This is a genomic window from Streptomyces sp. NPDC051211, from assembly GCF_040689505.1.
In the GTDB taxonomy this organism is placed as follows: domain Bacteria; phylum Actinomycetota; class Actinomycetes; order Streptomycetales; family Streptomycetaceae; genus Streptomyces.
The window spans coordinates 43,533-64,998 of the sequence record NZ_JBFBAV010000007.1; the positions used below are offsets into that span (position 1 = coordinate 43,533).

Consider the following 21,466-nt stretch of genomic DNA (forward strand, 5'->3'; position numbering starts at 1 on the left):
ACTCCTACCGCCTGACCTCGTACGCCTGCTTGTCGACGAGCTTGCCGTCCTTGAAGCAGAACCGGAACACCGGCTCGTCCTCCAGGCTGTCACCCGTCTCGGTGGACATCAGCACCAGGCAGCTCGCGCCCTCCGGCCTGGGCGGCCCGCCCCGGTCCAGCCCCTGCGCGAACACGCTCTCCCCGCTCGGCAGCCGGTCCCGCACCTCCTGCTCCGAGGTGCCCACATCGATCGAGTCGTACTCGGAGCGGTCGATCATCCCCTTGCTCACCGAGGACACCAGCAGGGCCACCCCCGCTCCCAGCACGATCACCAGCAGCACCACCGCCGCGAACGCGATCCCACAGCCCATCGCGAGACCGCCGGCCCGGCTGCGCCTGCCGCCCGCCAGCTCCCGGTTCACGGCCGCCCAGTCCATCGACGGCGCCCCCGGCGGCAGCTGCTGCTGCCCGAAGTCGTCCGCGACCCCCGCCTGGGCCGCAGCCGCCTGCACCCCGGCCGGCTCCGCCCCGTACGGCAGCACGCCCGCCACCCGGAACCCGCCGCCCTCCACGGCCCCCGCGTGCACCATCCCGCCGACCAGCCGGGCCCGCTCCCGCAGCCCGGTCAGCCCCTGACCGCCGGACACCACCTCACCCGCGCCCGGGCCCGCCGCCGGACCGTTGGCGATCTCCACGACCAGCGAGTCGTCCTCGTAACGCAGCTCCACCGAGATCGCCGCCCCCGGAGCGTGCTTGTACGCGTTCGTCAGCGCCTCCTGCACGATCCGGTACGCGGCGTGGTCGCAGGCCGGGGCCAGCGGCCGCGGTGTGCCCAGCGTCCGCAGGGCCACCGGGGTGCCCGCCGCCCGCGCGGCCGCCACCACCCCCTCGATGCCGGCCACCCCGCGCCCGACCTGCTCGTCCTCCCCGGCCGGAGCCTCCACCCCGTCCCGGAGGATGCCCACGACCTCGCGCAGCTCGTGCATCGCCCCCACCGACGCCTGCCGAAGCACCCCCACCGCTTCCCGCTGACGCTCCGTCAGCGCCGGATCGACCTCCAGCGCCCCCGTGTGCACCGAGATCAGCGCCAGCTGGTGCCCCAGGCTGTCGTGCATGTCCTGGGCGATCCGCTGCCGCTCCCGCAGCCGCGCCTGCCCCGCCACCATCGCCCGCTCCCGCAGCAGCTGGGCGTTGCGCTCCTGGAGCGCGTGCAGCAGCGTCCGCCGCTGGGACCAGTACCGGCCGGCCAGGCCAGGGGTGAGCACCGTCGCCAGATACATCAGCGTGGTGAACACGATCAGCAGCAGCGGCCGCTGCTGCGACCACTCCACGGCCACCGACACTCCGACGTACAGCAGGAACGCGAGCGAGAACACAACGACGGCCCGCCCGGCCCCCACGATCCGCCGCCCCGCCGACCAGCCCAGCATCAGCGTCACCAGCAGCGACCCGGGCAGCACCGCACTGAGCGCCGACCCGGCCACCAGCGTCCCGGCGGGCATCCGCCGTCGCAGCAGCACCAGCGCCACCACGGTCACGGCACTGGCCGTCTTCCGCAGCCAGCCCCCGTTGTCGAGCTCCTCGATCCCGATCCCGACCAGCACGAGCACGGCCGCCGCCACCAGGTCCCCGGCCAGCGCCCGCCGGGTCCACGGCTCCGGCCCCTTCAGCCACTCCCAGCCGGCCCGCGCCTTCGAAGTCACATCCACGGCACCGACCCTAGGCAAGCCCCCCACCCCCGCCCACCCCTCTTTCGTCGCGCTCCCGCCGACGAAAGTCGAACAGCTCACAGCCCGCCAGACGCGCACCGGTCCGGCCCGGGCCCAACTCGCGCCCGCAGCCCGGTGCGACGCCCGTCACGCCGGGGACGACAAGAAGCCCCCGATCCGGATCTCTCCGAATCGGGGGCTCTCTCTGTGGGCGAGGGGGGATTTGAACCCCCACGTCCCGAAGGACACTGGCACCTGAAGCCAGCGCGTCTGCCGTTCCGCCACTCGCCCGAGCAGCGTCCCAGTGGTTCTTCCCTTTCGGGCCGTTCCCCTGGCGACATCGGAACATTAGCACGTCAGAGAGGGCGGATTGAAATCGCTTTCCCGGCCTCCGCCGGCGGCACGCGCGACAGCCCTCCCGCAGTCCGCCCCCGGTGCGGGACACTGTCCCTGGGCCGCCCCTACGATCCCTAGTGAGGAGCAACACTCCTCCCTACGGGGCAGGAGGGGAACCAGCCGAATCCCCCACGCGTGGATACGATCAGTAAGCAGTACAGGGCGACAGCAACGGAGGAGGTGCCCCATGGGAGTCCTGAAGAGGTTTGAGCAGCGACTCGAAGGTCTGGTGAACGGCACCTTCGCCAAGGTGTTCAAGTCCGAGGTCCAGCCCGTCGAGATCGCCGGCGCGCTGCAGCGCGAGTGCGACAACAACGCGACCATCTGGAACCGCGAGCGGACCGTCGTCCCCAACGACTTCATCGTCGAGCTGTCGGCCGGCGACTACGAGCGCCTGAGCCCGTACTCGGGCCAGCTCGGCGACGAGCTCGCCGGCCTGGTCCGCGACTACGCCAAGCAGCAGCGCTACACCTTCATGGGCCCCATCAAGGTGCACCTGGAGAAGGCCGACGACCTCGACACCGGCCTGTACCGGGTCCGCAGCCGCACCCTGGCCTCCTCCACCTCCCAGCCGCAGCACCCCCAGCAGGCGCCGCAGGGCCAGCAGGGCCGGCCGGGCGGTTACGGCTACCCGCCGGTGGCCGCGCCGCCCATGCCCAGCGCGCCGCCGCCCGGCGCGCCGCAGCGCCGGCCCGCGGGCCCGGCCCCCGTACCCACCGGCGGCGCGGGCACGCGCCACTGGATCGAGATCAACGGCACCCGCCACCAGATCTCCCGCCCGACGCTCGTACTCGGCCGCAGCACCGAAGCCGACGTGCGGATCGACGACCCCGGCGTTTCCCGCCGGCACTGTGAGATCCGGACCGGAACGCCCTCGACGATCCAGGATCTCGGGTCCACCAACGGCATCGTGGTGGACGGGCAGCACACCACCCGCGCTACGCTCCGCGACGGCTCGCGGATCGTCGTGGGCAGCACGACCATCATTTACCGGCAAGCCGAAGGGTGAAGCGGGGGCAATGTCAGAGCTGACCCTTACGGTCATGCGGTTGGGTTTCCTGGCCGTTCTGTGGCTGTTCGTCATCGTGGCCGTCCAGGTCATCCGGAGCGACCTCTTCGGGACCCGGGTGACCCAGCGCGGATCACGCCGCGGCGGCGCCGAGAGCCGCGCCCAGGCGGCGCAGGGCGGCCGCCAGGCCGCCACGCCTCCGCAGCAGCGCCAGCGCCGTGGTGCCCCGACCAAGCTCGTCGTCACCGAGGGCACCCTCACGGGCACGACCGTCACGCTGCAGGGGCAGACCATCACCCTCGGCCGCGCCCACGATTCGACGATCGTGCTGGACGACGACTACGCCTCCAGCAGGCATGCCAGGATCTACCCCGACCGTGACGGCCAGTGGATCGTCGAGGATCTCGGGTCCACCAACGGCACGTATCTCGACCGGACCCGGCTGACCACCCCGACGCCCATTCCGCCGGGCGCCCCGATCCGCATCGGCAAGACCGTCATCGAGCTGCGGAAGTAGTACGAGAATGAGCGAGCGGAGCGAGCGAGCCGCAGCGGACCGGGCCCCCTGGGACTCGGCCCCGCGCGCGCTCCCGACCGGAGGGTGGGCAGTGTGGCTCGAGACCGGTTGTACCCGGAGTCGGCGTCGACAGGGCAGGTGCGCATGAGTCTGTCGCTGCGGTTCGCCGCCGGTTCGCACAAGGGCATGATCCGCGAGGGGAACGAAGACTCCGGCTATGCCGGCCCCCGTCTCCTCGCCATCGCCGACGGCATGGGCGGCCAGGCCGCCGGTGAGGTCGCCTCCTCCGAGGTGATCTCCAACCTCGTCCAGCTCGACGACGACGTCCCCGGCTCCGACATCCTCACCGCCCTCGGCATCGCCGTGCAGCGCGCCAACGACGTGCTGCGCGTGATGGTCGAGGAGGACCCGCAGCTCGAGGGCATGGGCACCACCCTGACCGCCCTGCTGTGGACCGGCCAGCGGCTCGGCCTCGTCCATGTCGGCGACTCCCGCGCCTACCTGCTGCGCGACGGCATCCTCACCCAGATCACCCAGGACCACACCTGGGTGCAGCGCCTCGTCGACGAGGGCCGCATCACCGAAGAGGAAGCCACCACCCACCCGCAGCGCTCCCTGCTGATGCGCGCGCTGGGCAGCGGCGAGCACGTGGAACCCGATCTCTCCATCCGCGAGGTCCGGGCCGGCGACCGCTACCTGATCTGCTCCGACGGGCTGTCCGGCGTCGTCTCCCACCAGACCCTGGAGGAGACCCTCGCCGACTACCACGGCCCGCACGAGACCGTGCAGGCGCTGATCCAGCTCGCCCTCCGCGGCGGCGGACCCGACAACATCACCTGCATCGTCGCCGACGTCCTCGACACCGACAGCGGCGACACCCTCGCCGCCCAGCTCAACGACACCCCCGTGGTGGTCGGTGCGGTGGCCGAGAACCAGCACCAGCTGTTCGACAGCGGCAACGCCATGCAGACCCCGGCCGGCCGCGCCTCCGGCCTCGGCCGCCACGCCCCGCCGCCGGCCCCCGGCGCCTTCGGCCCGCCCGGCAGCGGCGAGGCCCCCGGCTACGGCTCCGCCGAGGGCGGTTACGGCTCCGGCGGCGGCTACGGCAGCTTCGGCGAGCCCGACCCGTACGCCGGCGACCCCGGCTACGAGGACTCGTACGACCACCCCCGCAGGCGCCGCGGCAAAGGGGCCCGCTGGGCCGGCCGCTCCCTGATCCTGCTGCTCGCCCTCGGCGTCATCGGCGGCGGCCTGTACGCGGGCTGGCGCTGGACCCAGACCCAGTTCTACGTCGGCGTCAAGGACGAGCACGTCGCGCTGTACCGCGGCATCAGCCAGAACCTCGGCCCCATCAAGCTGTCCGAGGTGGAGAACGACCACCCCGAGATCGAACTGAAGTACCTGCCGCCCTTCAAGAAGAAGCTCGTCGAGGCGACGATCAGTGAGGGCACTCTCGACGGCGCCCGCCAGAAGATCGACGAACTCGCCACCCAGGTCTCCGCCTGCAAGAAGGACGAAGCCCGGCGGACCGCGGAGGCGAAGGGCCAGACACCGCCCGCCGACAGCGCGCTGACTCCGGAGGAACAGCAGCTGGTCGGCTCGTGCGGAAAGCAGTAACAGCGGTAGCGGCAGTCACACGCGGGCACAGGGGGCCCGTCACACCATGAGCGTTGTCACCAATACGACCACCATCGGGGCCATCGAGCTGCCGAGCAGGCGCAACACCGAGCTGATGCTGCTCGGTTTCGCCGTGGTCATCCCGATGTTCGCCTACGCCAACGTGGGCCTCGCCATCGACGGCAAACTGCCCCCCGGCATGCTGTTCTACGGCCTCGCCCTCGCTGTCCTCGCGGGCATCGCCCACCTCGTCGTACGCCGCTTCGCCAAGTACGCCGACCCGCTGCTGCTGCCCCTCGGCATCCTGCTCAACGGTCTCGGCGTGGTCTTCATCTGGCGCCTCGACCAGTCGGAACGCCTCCAGAACCTCGCCAAGCGGGCCTTCGGCGGCTTCTCCCCCTCGGCGCCCAACCAGATGCTGTACACGGCGCTCGGCATCGCCCTGTTCGCCGGCGTCCTGCTGATCCTCAAGGACCACCGCACCCTCCAGCGGTTCACCTACATCTCGATGGCCGCAGCCCTGGTGCTGCTGATCCTGCCGATCATCCCGGGCCTGGGTGCCGACGTCTTCGGCGCCAAGATCTGGATCAGCGTCGGCGGCTTCTCCATCCAGCCCGGCGAGTTCGCGAAGATCGTCCTCGCGGTCTTCTTCGCCGGCTACCTGATGGTCAAGCGCGACGCCCTGGCCCTGGCCTCCCGCCGCTTCATGGGCCTCTACCTGCCGCGCGGGCGCGACCTCGGCCCGATCCTGATGATCTGGGCGATGAGCCTGCTCATCCTGATCTTCGAGAACGACCTGGGCACCTCCCTGCTGTTCTTCGGCATGTTCGTGATCATGCTGTACGTGGCCACCGAGCGGACCAGCTGGATCGTCATCGGCCTCCTCATGTCCGTCGCCGGAGCCGTCGTCGTCGCCTCCTTCTCGGGCCACGTCGAGGCCCGCGTCAACGCCTGGCTCGACCCCTTCGGCTGCTACGCCACCTCCGGCGCCTGCGAGCAGGTGGGCCAGTCCCTCATGAGCTTCGGATCCGGCGGCGTCCTCGGCACCGGCCTGGGACAGGGCCACTCCGACCTGATCCTGTTCGCCGCCAACTCCGACTTCATCTTCTCCACCGTCGGAGAGGAACTCGGCCTCGCCGGGGTCATGGCCTTCCTCCTGCTCTACGGCCTGATCGTCGAGCGCGGCGTACGCACCGCCCTCGCCGCCCGCGACCCGTTCGGCAAGCTCTTCGCCATCGGCCTCTCCGGCGCCTTCGCCCTCCAGATCTTCGTCGTCGCCGGCGGTGTGATGGGCCTCATCCCCCTCACCGGCATGACCATGCCCTTCCTCGCCTCCGGCGGCTCCTCCGTCCTCGCGAACTGGGCCCTCATCGGCATCCTCATCCGGATCAGCGACACCGCACGCCGCCCCGCCCCGGCCCCCGCACCGTCCCCCGACTCTGAGATGACCCAGGTGGTCCGCCCGTCATGAACAAGCCCCTGCGCCGCATCTCGATCTTCTGCGGGCTGCTCATCCTCGCGCTGCTCGTCCGGACGAACTGGCTCCAGTACGTCCAGGCCGAGGAACTCTCCACCCGCAAGGAGAACCGCCGCGTCGCGATCGCCCAGTACGCCCAGGAACGCGGCAACATCATCGTCCAGGGCGACCCGATCACCGGCTCCGCGGTCACCGACGGCAGCGACTACAAGTACAAGCGGACCTATGTGAACGGCCCCATGTGGGCGCCCGTCACCGGCTACGCCTCGCAGGCCTTCGGCTCCACCCAGCTCGAGTCCCTCGAGGACGGCATCCTCACCGGCAACGACGACCGGCTCTTCTTCGACCGCACCATCGGCATGTTCACCGGCGACAAGAAGCAGGGCGGCAACATCGTCACCACCCTGAACGCCGCCGCCCAGAAGGCCGCCTTCGAAAAGCTCGGCGACCGCAAGGGCGCGGTCGCCGCGATCGACCCGCGCAGCGGCGCGATCCTCGCCCTGGTCTCCACCCCGTCCTACGACCCCTCCTCCTTCGCCGGGAATTCCAAGGACGACGAGAAGGCCTGGGTCGAGCTCAAGGACAGCGCGGACAAGAAGCTGGTCAACCGCGCCCTGCGCGAGACCTATCCGCCCGGCTCCACCTTCAAGGTGGTCACCGCCGCCGCGGCCCTGGAGCACGGTGTCGTCACCGACATCAACGCCGCCACGGACACCCCCGAGCCGTACATCCTCCCCGGCACCCGCACCCCGATGGTCAACCACGCCAAGGGCTGCGAGAAGGCCAGCCTGAACAAGGCGCTGGAGGTCTCCTGCAACTCCGTGTTCGCCAACCTCGGCGACAAGGTGCAGCGGGACAACATGGTGAAGACCGCCGAGAAGTTCGGCTTCAACAACGAGAAGATCGACACCCCGGTCCGCGCCTTCGCCAGCATCTACGACAAGACCATGAGCCGGGACGGCAACGCCCAGAGCTCCATCGGGCAGTTCAACACCGCCGCCACCCCGCTCCAGATGGCCATGGTCGCGGCCGCCGTCGCCAACGACGGCAAGCTGATGAAGCCGTACATGGTGCAGGAGCGCACCGCCCCCAACCTCGACGTCATCGACCGGCACAAGCCGGAGGAGATGAGCCGCCCGCTCAGCGCCGAGAACGCGCAGAAGCTCCAGGCCATGATGGTCAACGTGGTCGAGAACGGCACCGGCGGCAAGGCGAAGATCAAGGGCACCACCGTCGGCGGCAAGACCGGCACCGCCCAGCACGGCGAGAAGAACGCCAAGCGCCCCTACGCCTGGTTCATCTCCTACGCCGACACCGAGCAGGGCTCCCCGGTCGCCGTCGCCGTCGTGATCGAGGACAGCGAGGCCGACCGCGAGGACATCAGCGGCGGCGGCCTGGCCGCCCCGGTCGCCAAGGCCGTCATGGAGGCCGTGCTCAAGAGCCAGAGCTGACGCGCACCGGCCACCGGCCGGTCACGGCAACCGCGGACGGTACCGGTCCGGTATCGGCCTGTGGTCACGAACCGATCTCCCACGATCGGCCGGTAGCCTTTGCGCGAACAGCACACCGCCGGACCACACACGGGTGCGGTCGGGACTGACGGAGAGGGCTGGAAGTTATGGAAGAGCCGCGTCGCCTCGGCGGCCGGTACGAGCTGAGCCACGTGCTCGGCCGCGGTGGCATGGCCGAGGTCTACCTCGCCCACGACACCCGGCTCGGCCGTACCGTCGCCGTCAAGACCCTGCGCGCCGACCTCGCACGCGACCCGTCCTTCCAGGCCCGGTTCCGCCGCGAGGCACAGTCGGCCGCCTCGCTCAACCACCCGGCGATCGTCGCCGTCTACGACACCGGCGAGGACTACGTCGACAACATCTCCATCCCGTACATCGTGATGGAGTACGTCGACGGATCCACCCTGCGCGAGCTCCTGCACTCCGGCCGCAAGCTGCTGCCCGAGCGCACCCTGGAAATGACCATCGGCATCCTCCAGGCCCTCGAGTACTCGCACCGGGCCGGCATCGTCCACCGTGACATCAAGCCCGCCAACGTCATGCTCACCCGCACCGGCCAGGTCAAGGTGATGGACTTCGGCATCGCCCGCGCCATGGGCGACTCCGGCATGACCATGACACAGACGGCGGCCGTGATCGGCACCGCCCAGTACCTCTCCCCGGAGCAGGCCAAGGGCGAGCAGGTCGACGCCCGCTCCGACCTCTACTCCACCGGCTGCCTGCTCTACGAGCTGCTGACGGTCCGGCCGCCCTTCGTCGGCGACTCCCCCGTGGCCGTCGCCTACCAGCACGTACGGGAAGAGCCCCAGCCGCCGTCGAACTTCGACGCCGAGATCACGCCCGAAATGGACGCGATCGTGCTGAAGGCGCTCGTCAAGGACCCCGACTACCGCTACCAGAGCGCCGACGAGATGCGCGCCGACATCGAGGCCTGCCTCGACGGCCAGCCCGTCGCCGCCACCGCCGCCATGGGAGCCGCCGGATACGGCTACCCGGACCAGAACCACGGTTACGGGCACCAGGGCTACGACCAGCCCACCACCGCGCTGCGCGCCGCCGAACCCGGCCAGACCTCGATGATGCCGCCCATGCCGCCCGGCGGCGACGGCGGCTACTACCCCGACCAGGGCTACGACCAGGGCGGCTCCCGTGGCCGCCGGCAGAAGAAGAACCGGGCCTCCACGGTCCTGCTGGTGCTGGCCGGCGTCCTGGTGCTGGTCGGCGCGATCCTGATCGGCCGCTCGCTGTTCGAAGGCACGGCCGACAACCGGCCGGCCGTGCCCAAGCTGGTCGGCGCGACCTTCGAGAGCGCGGTCAGCAGCGGCGACAACATCGGGCTCAAGGTCGTCAAGGAGGCCGAGGAGCCCTGCGAGACCCAGCCCAAGGGCATGGTGTGCTCGCAGAGCCCGGAGCCCGGCACCCGCCTCGAAGAGGGCAGCGAGATCAAGGTCAAGGTCTCGACCGGTGCACCCAAGGTCCCGTTGATCGACGTGCTCAAGGTCCCCGCCGACGCCGCGGAGAAGCAGCTGCGGGACAAGGGCTTCGTGGTCGAGCGGAAGACCGAGGAGTCGGAGCTCACGCCGGGCACCGTCATCAAGCAGAGCCCGGTGAGCGGCACGCCGGTGGAGAAGGGCTCCACGGTCGTCCTGACCGTGGCCAAGGAGCCGTCGAAGGTCATCGTCCCGGACCTCAAGGGAATGACGACCGCCGAGGCGAGGAAGGCCCTCCAGGAGAACAAGCTCAGGTTCGGCAGCACCACCGAGGTCGAGTCCCCGGAGAAGGCCAAGACCGTCGTCAGGCAGAGCGAGGATCCCGGCTCCGAGGTCGACCCGAACACCGTGGTCAACGTGGAGATCGCGAAGGCCGCCGAGAAGGTCACGGTCCCGCCGCTGGCCGGCCTCACGGTCGCCGAGGCGAAGGCCCTGCTGGCGGGGAAGGGCCTGGTCTTCGGTCAGGTCCTGTCCGGTCCGAGCGACGACAACGCCAGGGTCACGTTCACCCAGCCCCGCGCCGGCGAGCAGGTCGATCCGAACACCGCGGTCAACGTGGTCACGATGGGCGGTGACGGCGGCCAGCAGGACGGCGGCGGGAACGGCATCTTCGACTTCAACCGCCGCTAGCCCGGCCCCCGGACCCCCGGATCGGGGACCCCGGGATGCACGGACCCAAGGACCCCGCCGGTCAGCGCAGCTCGACCGGCGGGGTCCTCTTCGCGTCCACCTTCTCCGTACGGACCAGCTCGCCCCACACGACGTACCGGTACTTCGACGTGTAGACCGGGGTGCAGGTCGTCAGGGTGATGTAGCGGCCGGGGGTGGTCCGGCCCGACTCCTTCGGCACCGGGGCCAGCACGTTCACGTTGTACTTCGAGGTCTGCCGCAGCTCCGCGTAGACCTTGTAGACGTACCAGTTGTCCTTGGTCTCGAAGACGATCGGATCGCCGTTCCGCAGCTTGTGGATGTCGTGGAACTTGGCGCCGTGGCCGTCCCGGTGGGCCGCCAGCGAGAAGTTGCCCGCCGCGTCCCACGGCAGTGCGGACTTCACGGGGTCCGTGTAGTAGCCGGCCACCCCGTCGTTGAGGATCTCCGGATCCGTGCCCCGCTTCACCAGGACCTCGCCGTTCTTCATCGCCGGCACGTGCAGGAAGCCGATGCCGCCCGCCGTGTCCAGCGCCCCCGGCCCGGCCTGCGCCGAGGACGACGGGACCGGTGCCGCCTGCCACTGCTCCCGGACGGCGTCGCCCCTGGCCGCAGCGGTCCGGTCGGCCAGGACATTGGTCCACCACAGCGAGTACACGACGAACAGGGCGAGGACGAGGCCCGCCGTGATCAGGAGCTCGCCCAGCAGGCTCAGGAGGCCCGCGATCCGGTGACGACGGGGGCGGACGGCACGTGACACTGCGGTGGTCCTCTACGAGCGGGCGAGCGCGGGCGGAGCACCCTGGCTGCGCGGGCGCTCGTCGACCATCCTGCCCCATACGATCATCCGGTAGGTGCTGGTGAACTCCGGGGTGCACGTGGTGAGCGTGATGTACCGGCCCGGCCCGGTGAACCCGGAGCCCTGCGGGACCGGCTTGATCACCGACACGTTCGAGGGCGGCGTCTGCGGCAGCATCGAGGTCATCTCGTACGTGTAGTAGGCGTCCCGCGTCTCGACGACGATCGGGTCCCCGGGCTGCAGCCGGTTGATGTAGCGGAACGGCTCACCGTGCGTGTTCCGGTGCCCCGCCACCGCGAAGTTCCCGGCCTTGTCCCCCGGCATCGCCGACTTCAGGGCGCCTTCCGCGTAGTGCCCGACCATGCCCCGGTCCAGCACCTTCGGCTTGCTGATGCCCTGCGCCACGGGCACCTTCACGTCCAGCTTCGGGATGTACATGATGGCGAAACCCTGACCGGGCGAGAACTCGGACACCGCGGGCGCCGGGGCACCGGAGTCCCAGTCCTCCCGGAGCGAGCCCGCCGCCCCGTTCGCCTGCCGCTCGGCCAGCACGTTCGTGTACCAGAGCTGGTACGTGACGAACAGCAGCATCACCAGCCCGGCCGTGATGAACAGCTCGCCGGCCGCCCGGCTGGCGATCACCAGCGGGCCGCCCCGGCGGCGCCGGCGCTCCCGCTTCGCCGCCTCCTGGGCAGCCCTGCGACGCGCAGCCCGGCCCCCGGAGGGCGCAGGCGGCGCGTACGCGGTCATGCGACGGCCTTGCCCACCACCGGGGCCAGCCCCACCGAGCGCTCCACGGCACCCGTGTCACCACAGCGGACCAGCCAGTTCGCCAGCATCCGGTGGCCCCACTCGGTCAGCACCGACTCCGGGTGGAACTGCACGCCCTCGACGTCGTGCTCGCGGTGCCGCAGGCCCATGATGATGCCGTCCTCGGTCCACGCCGTGACCTGGAGCTCGTCCGGAACGGTCTGCGGCTCCGCGGCGAGCGAGTGGTAGCGGGTGGCCGTGAAGGGCGAGGGGAGGCCCTTGAAGACGCCCAGACCCTCGTGGGTGACCGGCGAGGTCTTGCCGTGCAGCAGCTCCGGGGCCCGGCCGACCACGCCGCCGTAGGCCACCGCCATGGACTGCATGCCCAGGCAGACGCCGAACACCGGGACGCCGGTGTCGGCACAGTGCCGGACCATGTCCACGCAGACGCCGGCCTCTTCCGGGGTGCCCGGGCCGGGCGACAGCAGCACGCCGTCGAAGCCGTCCTGGGCGTGGGAGAGCTCCACCTCGTCGTTGCGCAGCACCTCGCACTCGGCCCCGAGCTGGTACAGGTACTGAACGAGGTTGAAGACGAAGCTGTCGTAGTTGTCCACAACCAGAATGCGCGCGCTCACCGATTGGCTCCCGATCCCTCGTCGACGGTCACATCGTTGAACGGGAGAAGCGGCTCGGCCCACGGGAAGACGTACTGGAACAGCACGAACACCACGGCGAGCACCAGCGCCAGGGAGATCAGCGCGCGAACCCACGCGTTGCCCGGCAGATGCCGCCAGATCCAGCCGTACATACCGCCCGTCGTCCTTCCCGTACCCCCCGTGCGTGTTCCGGAACAGACTAAAGGCTGGCGCGCCTCACCGGCCTTGTCTCGGTCAGTTCCGCCCACACGATAAGACGGTGACTGTGCCCCCACTCAGGATCACAGGTGGTGAGTGTCAGGTAGCGGCCCGGCCCGGTGAAGGGGGAGCGCTTCGGCACCGGGTCCACCACGCCGACCTCGGTCGGCAGGGTGCGCAGCGGCCGGTTCCGGACGGTGTACGTGTACCAGCTGGTGGCGTCCTTGAGCACCACCGTGTCGCCGGGCCGCAGTTCGGGGAAGTCCTTGAACGGGTCGCCGTACGTGCGCCGGTGGCCGGCCACGGCGAAGTTCCCGGTTCCGCCCGCCTGCGCGGTGCCCTCGTAGTGGCCCAGGCCCTTCTTCAGCAGTTCGGTTCCGGTTCCTTCCAGGACCGGTTTGACCCAGTCCGGACCGAAACGCGGAATGTACATCTCGGCGAAGGCCTGGCCGCGGGGGTAGGAGACGGGCGTCTGCGGGGCCTGGGGGGCGCCTGGGGCCTGCGGGGGCTGCGGGGCACCGGGAGCCCGGCCGGCCTGCGGAGCAGCCGCCCAGCGGCCGTGCAGCCGTTCCATCTCCCCGTCCATGGCCCGGTCGGCCTTCACCCCGGTCCACAGCAGCACGTACGCCACGAACAGCACGATCAGCGTGCCGGCCGTCAGGCACACCTCGCTGAACGTCCGCACCACCAGGCGGACCACGACCTCACGGGGAACTCGGGGTGCTCTCCGAGTTGCTGACCGGCTTCGCATAGTGGAGGTCCACTGTGCCGGAGTAGCCGGGCAGAGTCACCGCCTTGTGCTGGTCGACTTTCCAGCCGAGCCCGTAGGCGTTGACGTACAGCTGGTAGTTCTGCAGCGCCGGGGAGGCCGCCAGGGCCTTCTCCAGCGCGCCCAGGTCGCCGACCGCCGTCACCTTGTAGGGGGGCGAGTAGACCCGGCCCTGGAGGATCAGGGTGTTGCCGACGCAGCGCACCGCGCTGGTGGAGATCAGCCGCTGGTCCATCACCTGGATCCCGCGGGCTCCGCCCTGCCAGAGCGCGTTGACCACCGCCTGGAGGTCCTGCTGGTGGATGACCAGATCGTTGGGCTCCGGCTCCGGCACGTTGGGGATCCGGGCGGTGGCGTCGGGCGGGGCGTCGTTCAGGGTGACGGTGAGGCCCCTGCCGGAGAGCTCCTCGGTGCCGGCGGCGGTGCGCAGGGCCTGGAGTCTGGCGTCTTCGGCGCGGGTGCTGCCGTCGTCGCGTTCGGCGAGGGTGTCGACCTCCCGGCGGACCGCCGAGGTGGTCTCCTCGAGCTCCTTGTTGTTCTGGGAGCGGGCGTGGATCAGGTCCGAGAGCCTGAGGAGTGAATCGTCCGTCCGGATGTTCGTACCCTTGGAGGTGTTGAAGCTGGTCACGAAGATCAGCCCGGCCAGGGCGAACACGGCGGCGGTCAGCAGCCGGACCGGTCTGGCCCGGCGATGGGGACCCGCGGAGGAGCCGTCGGAATTGCTCAACGTACCCTTCTCCTTCAACACGCCGAAGACCCACTACGCTAACGGACGCCCGGGGGAGGCAAGGTCCCCAGCGCATCGACAGGAGAGACCCTCGTGCCGAAGTCACGTATCCGCAAGAAGGACGACTACACGCCGCCGCCGGCGAAGCAGGCCCAGGCCATCAAGCTGACGAGCCGCAGCTGGGTCGCCCCGGTGATGCTGGCGCTCTTCCTGATCGGTCTGGCCTGGATCGTCGTCTTCTACGTGACCGATACCCAGCTGCCGATCGAGACGCTGGGCAATTGGAACATTGTGGTTGGTTTCGGCTTTATCGCGGCAGGTTTCGGCGTATCCACACAGTGGAAGTAGCCGCATCCCCAAGGGGGTGAAGGGGTTCGAGCGCAAGCTCTCCCCTTAGTTATCCACAGCGCTATCCACACCTGAGGAAAAGATACGAAGGTCTGTGGATAAGTAAGTGGGTGGCCCCTTGTTGACGCCGGTGTGATCAGTCGGTCAGGGAGTCAGTTCGGCCGTCCGCAGCACGATGAGCGCTGCGGACGCGCAGAACACCAGGGCACAGGCGGCCCACTGCACGACCGCCCGGTTCCGGCGGCCGGCCGCGGGCCCGACCATGCCCGCTCCGACCAGGGCACCCGCCACCAGGCCGCCGATGTGGGCTTGCCAGGAGATCCCCTCGGGGATGAAGGTCATCGCCAGCATCAGGACGAGCATCCCGGCGACCGGCCGCATGTCGTACCGCATCCGCCGCATCAGCACGGCGGTCGCGCCGAACAGGCCGAAGACCGCGCCGGACGCGCCGAGCGTGGCCAGGTTCGGCGGGGTGAGCAGATAGACCAGGGCGCTGCCGGCCAGGCCGGACAGCAGGTAGACGGTCAGGTAGCGGGCCCGGCCGAGGGCCGCCTCCAGCGGGCCGCCGACCACCCACAGGCCGAGCATGTTGCCGGCGATGTGCCACGCCTCCTGGTGCAGGAAGATCGAGGTCAGCAGCCGGTGGTACTCGCCGGTGGACACCCCCTCGACCGGTCCGCCGATGTATTCGACGTACCGGCCCAGCAGCTCCAGCTGGACCGTGATCGTGGGAGTGGAGAGCACCGCGAGGAAGACGGCCGCATTGATCCCGATGAGGATCTTGGTGACCAGGTGGGGGTCCCCGGCGGTGAGCGCGCCGCCCGCGACGTTGCGCGGGACGGCCGAGGGCGCGCCGCGGACACACTCGGGGCACTGGTAGCCGACCGAGGCGCTGATCATGCAGTCCGGGCAGATCGGCCGGTCACAGCGGGTGCAGCGGATGCCGGTCTCCCGGTCCGGATGCCGGTAACAGGTGTCCATCGGTTCCCTCGGTCGGCGGCGACGGAGGCGGGACGCCGCCCCGCCGGTCCGGTACACATCGAGTACGGACGGGCAGGGCCCATTGGTTCCCGGCGGCGGGGGCGCGTAGGGGTCAGCGCTTCTCGATCACGACGGATTCGAGGATCACGTCGTCGACCGGGCGCTCGGTGCGCGGGTTGGTGGGGAGCTTCGCGATCTTGTCGACGACGGCCTGGCTGGCCTTGTCGGTGACCTTGCCGAAGATGGTGTGCTTGCGGGTCAGCCAGGCGGTCGGGGCGACGGTGATGAAGAACTGCGAGCCGTTGGTGCCGGGGCCGGCGTTGGCCATGGCGAGCAGGTAGGGCTCGGTGAAGGCGAGGTCGGGGTGGAACTCGTCGGCGAACTGGTAGCCGGGGCCGCCCATGCCGTTGCCGAGGGGGTCGCCGCCCTGAATCATGAAACCGCTGATGACCCGGTGGAAGACGGTGCCGTCGTAGAGCCGGTCGGTGGTCTTCTGGCCGTCGCTGGGGCGGGTCCACTCGCGCTCGCCGGCGGCGAGCTCGGTGAAGTTGCGGACGGTCTTGGGCGCGTGGTTCGGCAGCAGCTCGATCTCGATGTCGCCGTGGTTCGTCTTCAGGGTGGCGTAGAGCTTCTCGGCCACGGATCTGCCTTCCATAGTCATCACTGTCGGTTCCAGATCCTCGCACGCTGTGCCGCTTGGTCAAGAAATCGCCGGAATCGGCCACCCGTATGCCCTGTCACGCATGCCGCAAGGCGGTACGGCAGGCATGATCCGACAAAGGGTGGAAAGGTGAACTGTGTCCGCCACCGAGGAGGAGGATCCCGTGACCCGCAAGGACAGCGTGCGCGCAACGGCCGGAAGTGCGAAGGACACCGTGCGTCACGCAGCGGAAGTGGTGGCGCCGTACGCAGGAACCGCCAAGGACGCGGCGGTGCATTACGCACACGAGGCGAATGTGCGGCTGGCGCCGAAGGTCTCGTACGCCGCCAACGAAGCTTCGCGCCAGGCCCGCTCGGCCTACGACGCCCATCTGCATCCGCGGATGCGGGCGGCGCGCGCGCATGTGCCGCCGAATGTCGACCGGGCGGCGACGAGGGCGGTGCGGCAGACCCGCCGGGCGGCCCGGCAGGCGGCCGACTACACGGCACCGCGGATCGAGCACGCCATCGCCGCGGCGCAGCCGGTCGCCGAGGAGGCCGCGTCCCGGTCGACCGCGGCGCTGGCGGCCCTGAGCGGCAAGGTGTCCGCCAGGGATGTGCGCCGGCTGGTGCGGCGTCAGGAACGGCGCGCGAAGCGCGGGCGGCTGTTCCGCGGCGTGGCCGTGGTCGGTGTGGTGGCCGGTGCCGCCTACTGGGCGTGGAAGTGGTGGGACCAGCAGTCGAACCCGGACTGGCTGGTGGAGCCGCCGGCCGCGACGGAGGTGCCGGCGCGGGACGGCGAGCCGGCGAACCTCGATGACGAGCTGCAGGCGAAGGAGGCGGCCGAGGCGGAGGCCGACGCCTCGGAGGCCGACAAGAACCGCTGAGGACACGTGTGAAGGGCCCGGATCCGGTGGATCCGGGCCCTTCACCGTGTCTCTTCGCCGCGTCTCTTTTTGCCGCGTCCTGCGGTCAGTCGCGGTCGCGCTTCTTGGCGGCCCGGTCGGGCTTGGGCGCGGAGCGCTTGGCCGTGCCCGGCGGCACGTGGGGAGTGGCCGGCTCGGGCGGGGCGGCGCCGGGCATGGGGGTGTGCATGGGCGGGGCGGACCGCTTCGCGGCTTCCGGCGGCGTGTGGGTCGTCGGCATGCCCGCGGGAGGCCTGGGGGGTGCCGGGGCCGGAGCGGCGGAGCGCTGTTCCGCGTGCTTGGCGGCTGCGTCCTGCGCCTTCTTCTTGTCGTGTTTGAGGAAGTCGAAGATTCCCATGGTGGTACGCCTCCGGCGTGGTTGTCCCCCTGGGCCGTGTGCCTTCACCCACTGTCGGCCACCGGCGGCCGGGCGGCCGTGTGACTGGTCCGTCCGGGGGATCTACTGGCGGGCCCGGCGGGCCGGTCGGGGGCTGTCGGACGGGGTGGCCAGATCGCCCTCGACCAGGAGGTTCAGGCCGCGCAGCAGGGCCTTGCGGTCGGTGGCGGTGAGGGAGGCCAGGGCCTCCTGGTGGACCCGGTCGACGATGGCCTGGCTCTCGACCGCGACCTGCGCGCCCATCTCGGTCACGGCGATGATCCGCGCTCGGCGGTCCGTGCTGGACGGGCGCCGTTCGGCAAGACCCGCCTTCTCGAGGGCGTCGACCGTGACCACCATGGTCGTTTTGTCCATGTCGCCGATCTCGGCGAGCTGGATCTGGGTGCGCTCCTCCTCCAGGGCGTGGACGAGGACGCAGTGCATGCGCGCGGTGAGGCCGATCTCGGCGAGGGCGGCGGACATCCGGGTGCGCAGGACGTGGCTGGTGTGGTCCAGCAGGAAGGAGAGGTCGGGCTCGGTCCGGGTGGGTGCCATCGCAGTCATGTACGTCAGCCTAACAATCATCCCCAAGCAAATCGTCTGTAACAAAACTATCTGCTACGGTCTCTCTCATCGCCTCACCGGCGCCCTCACGAATGGGAGAGACCGATGCCTGCCGCACTCAGCTCCACCCCGCGATCCGCATCCCGTACGGAGCCCCCGGCCGGGCGCCGCCTCCGCTCCCGCTGGACCGCACTGGGCGTGCTCTCCACCGGCATGCTGATGACGGTCCTGGACGGCAGCATCGTCACGGTGGCGATGCCGGCCATGCAGAACGACCTGGGTTTCTCCCCCGCCGGGCTCAGCTGGGTGGTGAACGCGTACCTGATCGCCGTGGGCAGCCTGCTGCTGCTGGCAGGCCGGCTCGGCGACCTCATCGGCCGCAAGCGGATGTTCCTCGCCGGGACCGGCGTCTTCACCGGCGCATCGCTGCTCGCCGGGTTCGCCTCCTCCCCCGGCCTGCTGATCGCCGCCCGCTTCCTCCAGGGCCTCGGCTCCGCGATGGCCTCGGCGGTCAGCCTGGGCATCCTGGTCACGCTGTTCACCGGGACCCGGGAGCGGGCCAGGGCGATCGCCGTCTTCTCCTTCACCGGGGCGGCCGGCGCCTCATTGGGACAGGTACTGGGCGGGATCCTCACCGACGCCCTGGACTGGCACTGGATCTTCTTCATCAACCTGCCGATCGGCCTCGCCGCCCTGCTGCTCGCCCTGCCGTCCCTGCCCGACGACCGCGGCCTGGGACTGCGCGCCGGAGCGGACATATTCGGCGCGGTGCTGGTCACCGCCGGACTGATGCTCGGCATCTACACCGTGGTCAAGGTGGAGCAGTACGGCTGGACCTCCGCCCACACCCTCGGCCTCGGCGCGCTGTCCCTGGTACTGCTGGCCGGCTTCGGGGTGCGCCAGGCGACGGCCCGTACCCCGCTGATGCCGCTGCGCGTGTTCCGTTCGGCGGCCGTGGTCGGCGCGAACCTGGTGCAGATGCTGATGGTGGCCGCCCTGTTCGCCTTCCAGGTGCTGGTGGCCCTGTACCTCCAGAAGGTCCGCGGATACGGGGCGGCCGAGACGGGTCTGGCGATGCTGCCGGCGGCGCTGATGATCGGCGCGGTCTCGCTGGGGATCTCGGCCCGGCTGGCGGCCCGGTTCGGGGAGCGCACCGTGCTGCTGTCGGGGCTGGGGCTGCTGGTCGTGGCGCTGGGCTGGCTGACCCGGCTGCCGGTGCAGGCCGATTACGTCCGTGACCTGCTGCCGGTGATGCTGCTGGCCGCCGGCTTCGGCCTGGCCCTGCCGGCGCTGACCGCCCTGGGCATGTCCGGTGCCGACGAGGCCGACGCGGGACTCGCCTCCGGACTCTTCAACACCACCCAGCAGATCGGGATGGCGCTGGGTGTGGCGGTGCTGTCCACCCTGGCCGCCTCCCGCTCGGAGTCGCTGGCCGCGGCGGGCCGCTCCGGGGCGGAGGCCCTGACCGGGGGCTACCACCTGGCCTTCGGGGTGGGTGCGGGGCTGCTGGCGCTGGCCATGGTGGTGGCCGCGGTGGCCCTGCGGGGACCCCGGCGGGGTTAGTCCCCCGGGAAGAACGGGTCCGGCGGTGGCGGATGTTTCACGTGAAACATCGGCTACCGCCGGACCCGTTCACTGCACCTGACAAGGACCGGGAGGAAAGCATGCGGCCTTTGGAAGCGCCCCCCTAGGCTCGACTCATGATGAGCCAACCAGCCGTGGCACTGCTGAAGCAGCTGGCGGCAGAGGGAGTCTCGCCCTGGCTGGCCGCGAGTGACGTCCATCTTCTACCGGGCCCGCTGTTCCGCCCGGCAGAAGCCTCCGTGCTGCACGGAGCCGTGGCCTCCAGCGCCGACCCGGACGCGGCCCGGCGGGCCTGCGACGCGTTGTGGGACGCCTATCTGACGAGCGAGGGCCGGCACGGCCGGGTGTCCGTACCCGTGGATCCGCGGGTCGCCCACGACCCGCAGGCCATCGTGGCCGATGCCCGCTCCGTCCACGAGGAGGTGGGACGGCCCAACCTGCTGCTCCGCATCCCGGCCACGAAGGCCGGACTGGTGGCGCTGGAGGACTGTGTGGCCCTCGGCATGGGAGTCGACGCCGACCTGGTGTTCTCCGCCGAACGCTACGACCAGGTGATGGGCGCCTACCTGAACGGCCTGGAACGCGCCCTCACCGACGGCCGGCCGCTCGAAGGCATGGCCGCCGTGGCCTCCATCCCGGTCGGACTCCTCGACGACACGGTCAACGCCCGCCTCGCGGCGCTCCCCCGCCGCGGCGGGCCCGCCATCAGGGCCGAGGACACCGCGGCCGTCGCCGTCGCCCGGCAGATCTACCGGCTGCGCGAACAACGCCTGGGCGGCGCCTGGTGGCGGGTGCTCCGGGCGGCCGGGGCGCTGCCTCCGGGCCTGGTGTGGACAGCGGTTTCACCCCGCCACATCAGCGGGCTCATCGGCACGAACACGGCCCAGGCCGCGTCCCTGGAGGTTCTGGAGAGCGCCGCGGCGCAGGTGGAGCTCCGGGGAGACACCCTGCTGAACGCGCACATGGAGGGCCGCCGGGCCCTGGACATCCTGGAAACCCTCGGGATCCGGATGTCGGAGGTCGCCACCGCGCTGGAGGCAGCGGAACTGGGCCGGCTTCAGGACGTCTGGGTCCTCAGGTCCTGACCGGCAGGATCCGCACCAGCAGGTGCTCGACCATCGCGTCCCCGTACTGCCCCTCCCGCACCCGGTGGCTGCGCAGCACGCTCAGCTCGCGCCCGCACTCCTCGGCGATCCGGTACAGCGCCGGCACATCGCCCCGGTCGCTGAGGTGCAGCAGCGCCGAGCCCTCCGGGGTGAGCCAGTGCGGCGCCTGCTCCAGGTAGCGGCGGTGGGCCCGGTCGGAGTCCGCTGAGGCACTCTCCTGCACCGACCGGTACCGGTGATCCTCGGGTGCCCGCACGTAGTTGGAGCTCCAGAAGATGACGTCGAACCGGTCGCCGTCGGACAGGCCGGAGAACAGGTCGCTGTGCAGCGCGCTCAGCCGGTCCTGCACCTCGTGGCGCTCGGCGTTGACGGCGGCGTTCTCCACCGCCCGCGGGATGATGTCGGAGGCGACGACACGGTCGTAGCCGGCCAGCGCCGCCATGACGGCGACCACCCCGGCCCCGCAGCCCACTTCGAGGAAGGACCCGCCGCGCGGGGCGGAGTGAGGGCCGGCCAGGTCCAGGAAATCCACCGCCAGCGCGGTCGACGGGGAGAAGGCCGGAGCGAACAACTCGTCGAGCAGATCCCACTCGCGGTCGCACAGCGAGAACACCTGCGGCCGGTCCGTACGCTCCGGCGACATGCGACTTCGGTGGACGGAGCGTTCAAAGCTCTGAACCTGTGTCATCGGGCCCCCGCGGCAACCAGT

21 protein-coding genes, 1 tRNA gene and 1 pseudogene are annotated in these 21,466 nt (G+C 70.6%); 10 read left to right on the plus strand and 13 right to left on the minus strand.

The annotated features are described in order from the left end of the window. Window positions 1-4: 4 nt before the first annotated feature. Window positions 5-1,690, minus strand: coding sequence for a sensor histidine kinase (locus AB0447_RS09825; RefSeq protein WP_366476047.1), 1,686 nt, complete (start codon window positions 1,688-1,690; stop codon window positions 5-7). 208 nt (window positions 1,691-1,898) lie between these two features. Further along, window positions 1,899-1,981 (minus strand) — tRNA-Leu (locus tag AB0447_RS09830). A gap of 292 nt (window positions 1,982-2,273) precedes the next feature. Here AB0447_RS09830 and AB0447_RS09835 point away from each other — a divergent pair. The 6 genes from AB0447_RS09835 (at window position 2,274) to pknB (ending at window position 10,337) form a co-directional block, all read left to right on the plus strand. Next, complete coding sequence (locus AB0447_RS09835) at window positions 2,274-3,095, plus strand: DUF3662 and FHA domain-containing protein (protein WP_366476048.1); 822 nt, start codon at window positions 2,274-2,276, stop codon at window positions 3,093-3,095. Window positions 3,096-3,105: 10 nt separating this feature from the next. Then, window positions 3,106-3,612, plus strand: a complete 507-nt coding sequence (locus AB0447_RS09840; RefSeq protein WP_366476049.1) for an FHA domain-containing protein — start codon at window positions 3,106-3,108, stop codon at window positions 3,610-3,612. 144 nt (window positions 3,613-3,756) lie between these two features. Then, window positions 3,757-5,229 carry a PP2C family serine/threonine-protein phosphatase gene (locus AB0447_RS09845; protein WP_366476050.1) on the plus strand — a complete coding sequence of 491 codons (1,473 nt, stop codon included), beginning with the start codon at window positions 3,757-3,759 and terminating at the stop codon, window positions 5,227-5,229. Window positions 5,230-5,275: 46 nt separating this feature from the next. Then, window positions 5,276-6,700, plus strand: coding sequence for an FtsW/RodA/SpoVE family cell cycle protein (locus tag AB0447_RS09850; protein ID WP_366476051.1), 1,425 nt, complete (start codon window positions 5,276-5,278; stop codon window positions 6,698-6,700). Then, the gene (locus tag AB0447_RS09855) at window positions 6,697-8,157 is read left to right on the plus strand and encodes a penicillin-binding transpeptidase domain-containing protein (RefSeq protein ID WP_366476052.1); all 1,461 of its coding nucleotides are present in this window, start codon (window positions 6,697-6,699) and stop codon (window positions 8,155-8,157) included. Before AB0447_RS09850 ends, AB0447_RS09855 begins: the two co-directional genes overlap by 4 nt. Window positions 8,158-8,324: 167 nt before the next feature. Next, complete coding sequence (gene pknB, locus AB0447_RS09860) at window positions 8,325-10,337, plus strand: Stk1 family PASTA domain-containing Ser/Thr kinase (RefSeq protein WP_366476053.1); 2,013 nt, start codon at window positions 8,325-8,327, stop codon at window positions 10,335-10,337. A 61-nt stretch (window positions 10,338-10,398) separates the two neighbouring features. Here the strand turns inward: pknB and AB0447_RS09865 are convergent, their stop codons facing one another. The 6 genes and pseudogenes from AB0447_RS09865 to AB0447_RS09890 all read right to left on the minus strand — a co-directional run bounded on the left by AB0447_RS09865 (window position 10,399) and on the right by AB0447_RS09890 (window position 14,254). Then, a complete protein-coding gene (locus tag AB0447_RS09865; RefSeq protein WP_366476054.1) occupies window positions 10,399-11,115 on the minus strand; it encodes a class E sortase in 717 nt (238 codons plus the stop codon). A gap of 12 nt (window positions 11,116-11,127) precedes the next feature. After that, window positions 11,128-11,796 (minus strand): annotated as a pseudogene (locus AB0447_RS09870) (class E sortase); the annotation flags it as partial. A 104-nt stretch (window positions 11,797-11,900) separates the two neighbouring features. Continuing rightward, window positions 11,901-12,539, minus strand: a complete 639-nt coding sequence (locus AB0447_RS09875; RefSeq protein ID WP_366476055.1) for an aminodeoxychorismate/anthranilate synthase component II — start codon at window positions 12,537-12,539, stop codon at window positions 11,901-11,903. After that, complete coding sequence (locus AB0447_RS09880; protein ID WP_366476056.1) at window positions 12,536-12,712, minus strand: hypothetical protein; 177 nt, start codon at window positions 12,710-12,712, stop codon at window positions 12,536-12,538. Before AB0447_RS09880 ends, AB0447_RS09875 begins: the two co-directional genes overlap by 4 nt. A gap of 47 nt (window positions 12,713-12,759) precedes the next feature. Next, window positions 12,760-13,509 (minus strand): class E sortase, encoded by a 750-nt coding sequence (locus tag AB0447_RS09885; protein ID WP_366476057.1) that lies wholly within the window; start codon window positions 13,507-13,509, stop codon window positions 12,760-12,762. Continuing rightward, window positions 13,463-14,254, minus strand: coding sequence for a DUF881 domain-containing protein (locus AB0447_RS09890; protein WP_366476058.1), 792 nt, complete (start codon window positions 14,252-14,254; stop codon window positions 13,463-13,465). Before AB0447_RS09890 ends, AB0447_RS09885 begins: the two co-directional genes overlap by 47 nt. Before the next feature lie 93 nt (window positions 14,255-14,347). Here AB0447_RS09890 and crgA point away from each other — a divergent pair, with 93 nt between their 5' ends. After that, window positions 14,348-14,602: a cell division protein CrgA gene (crgA, locus tag AB0447_RS09895; RefSeq protein ID WP_366476059.1), complete on the plus strand. Its 255-nt coding sequence runs from the start codon at window positions 14,348-14,350 to the stop codon at window positions 14,600-14,602. Between the two features lie 144 nt (window positions 14,603-14,746). Here the strand turns inward: crgA and AB0447_RS09900 are convergent, their stop codons facing one another. Beyond that, window positions 14,747-15,583, minus strand: coding sequence for a rhomboid family intramembrane serine protease (locus AB0447_RS09900; protein WP_366476061.1), 837 nt, complete (start codon window positions 15,581-15,583; stop codon window positions 14,747-14,749). A gap of 112 nt (window positions 15,584-15,695) precedes the next feature. Continuing rightward, the gene (locus tag AB0447_RS09905) at window positions 15,696-16,223 is read right to left on the minus strand and encodes a peptidylprolyl isomerase (RefSeq protein WP_366476220.1); all 528 of its coding nucleotides are present in this window, start codon (window positions 16,221-16,223) and stop codon (window positions 15,696-15,698) included. 184 nt (window positions 16,224-16,407) lie between these two features. Between AB0447_RS09905 and AB0447_RS09910 the strand changes: the two genes are divergently transcribed. Next, the gene (locus tag AB0447_RS09910) at window positions 16,408-17,109 is read left to right on the plus strand and encodes a DUF5324 family protein (RefSeq protein WP_366476063.1); all 702 of its coding nucleotides are present in this window, start codon (window positions 16,408-16,410) and stop codon (window positions 17,107-17,109) included. An 85-nt stretch (window positions 17,110-17,194) separates the two neighbouring features. On the opposite strand, the gene AB0447_RS09915 is transcribed toward AB0447_RS09910, so the two are convergent. Together AB0447_RS09915 and AB0447_RS09920 are read right to left on the minus strand one after the other, a co-directional pair. After that, window positions 17,195-17,485, minus strand: coding sequence for a hypothetical protein (locus AB0447_RS09915; RefSeq protein ID WP_366476064.1), 291 nt, complete (start codon window positions 17,483-17,485; stop codon window positions 17,195-17,197). Between the two features lie 102 nt (window positions 17,486-17,587). After that, entirely contained in the window at window positions 17,588-18,067 is a 480-nt protein-coding gene (locus AB0447_RS09920) for a MarR family winged helix-turn-helix transcriptional regulator (RefSeq protein WP_366476065.1), read from the minus strand. A gap of 105 nt (window positions 18,068-18,172) precedes the next feature. Here AB0447_RS09920 and AB0447_RS09925 point away from each other — a divergent pair, with 105 nt between their 5' ends. Continuing rightward, entirely contained in the window at window positions 18,173-19,630 is a 1,458-nt protein-coding gene (locus AB0447_RS09925) for an MFS transporter (RefSeq protein WP_366476066.1), read from the plus strand. Between the two features lie 137 nt (window positions 19,631-19,767). Continuing rightward, window positions 19,768-20,736 (plus strand): transaldolase family protein, encoded by a 969-nt coding sequence (locus tag AB0447_RS09930; RefSeq protein ID WP_366476067.1) that lies wholly within the window; start codon window positions 19,768-19,770, stop codon window positions 20,734-20,736. On the opposite strand, the gene AB0447_RS09935 is transcribed toward AB0447_RS09930, so the two are convergent. Then, complete coding sequence (locus AB0447_RS09935) at window positions 20,726-21,400, minus strand: 50S ribosomal protein L11 methyltransferase (RefSeq protein WP_366476068.1); 675 nt, start codon at window positions 21,398-21,400, stop codon at window positions 20,726-20,728. The genes AB0447_RS09930 and AB0447_RS09935 overlap by 11 nt on opposite strands. Window positions 21,401-21,466 lie beyond the last annotated feature (66 nt).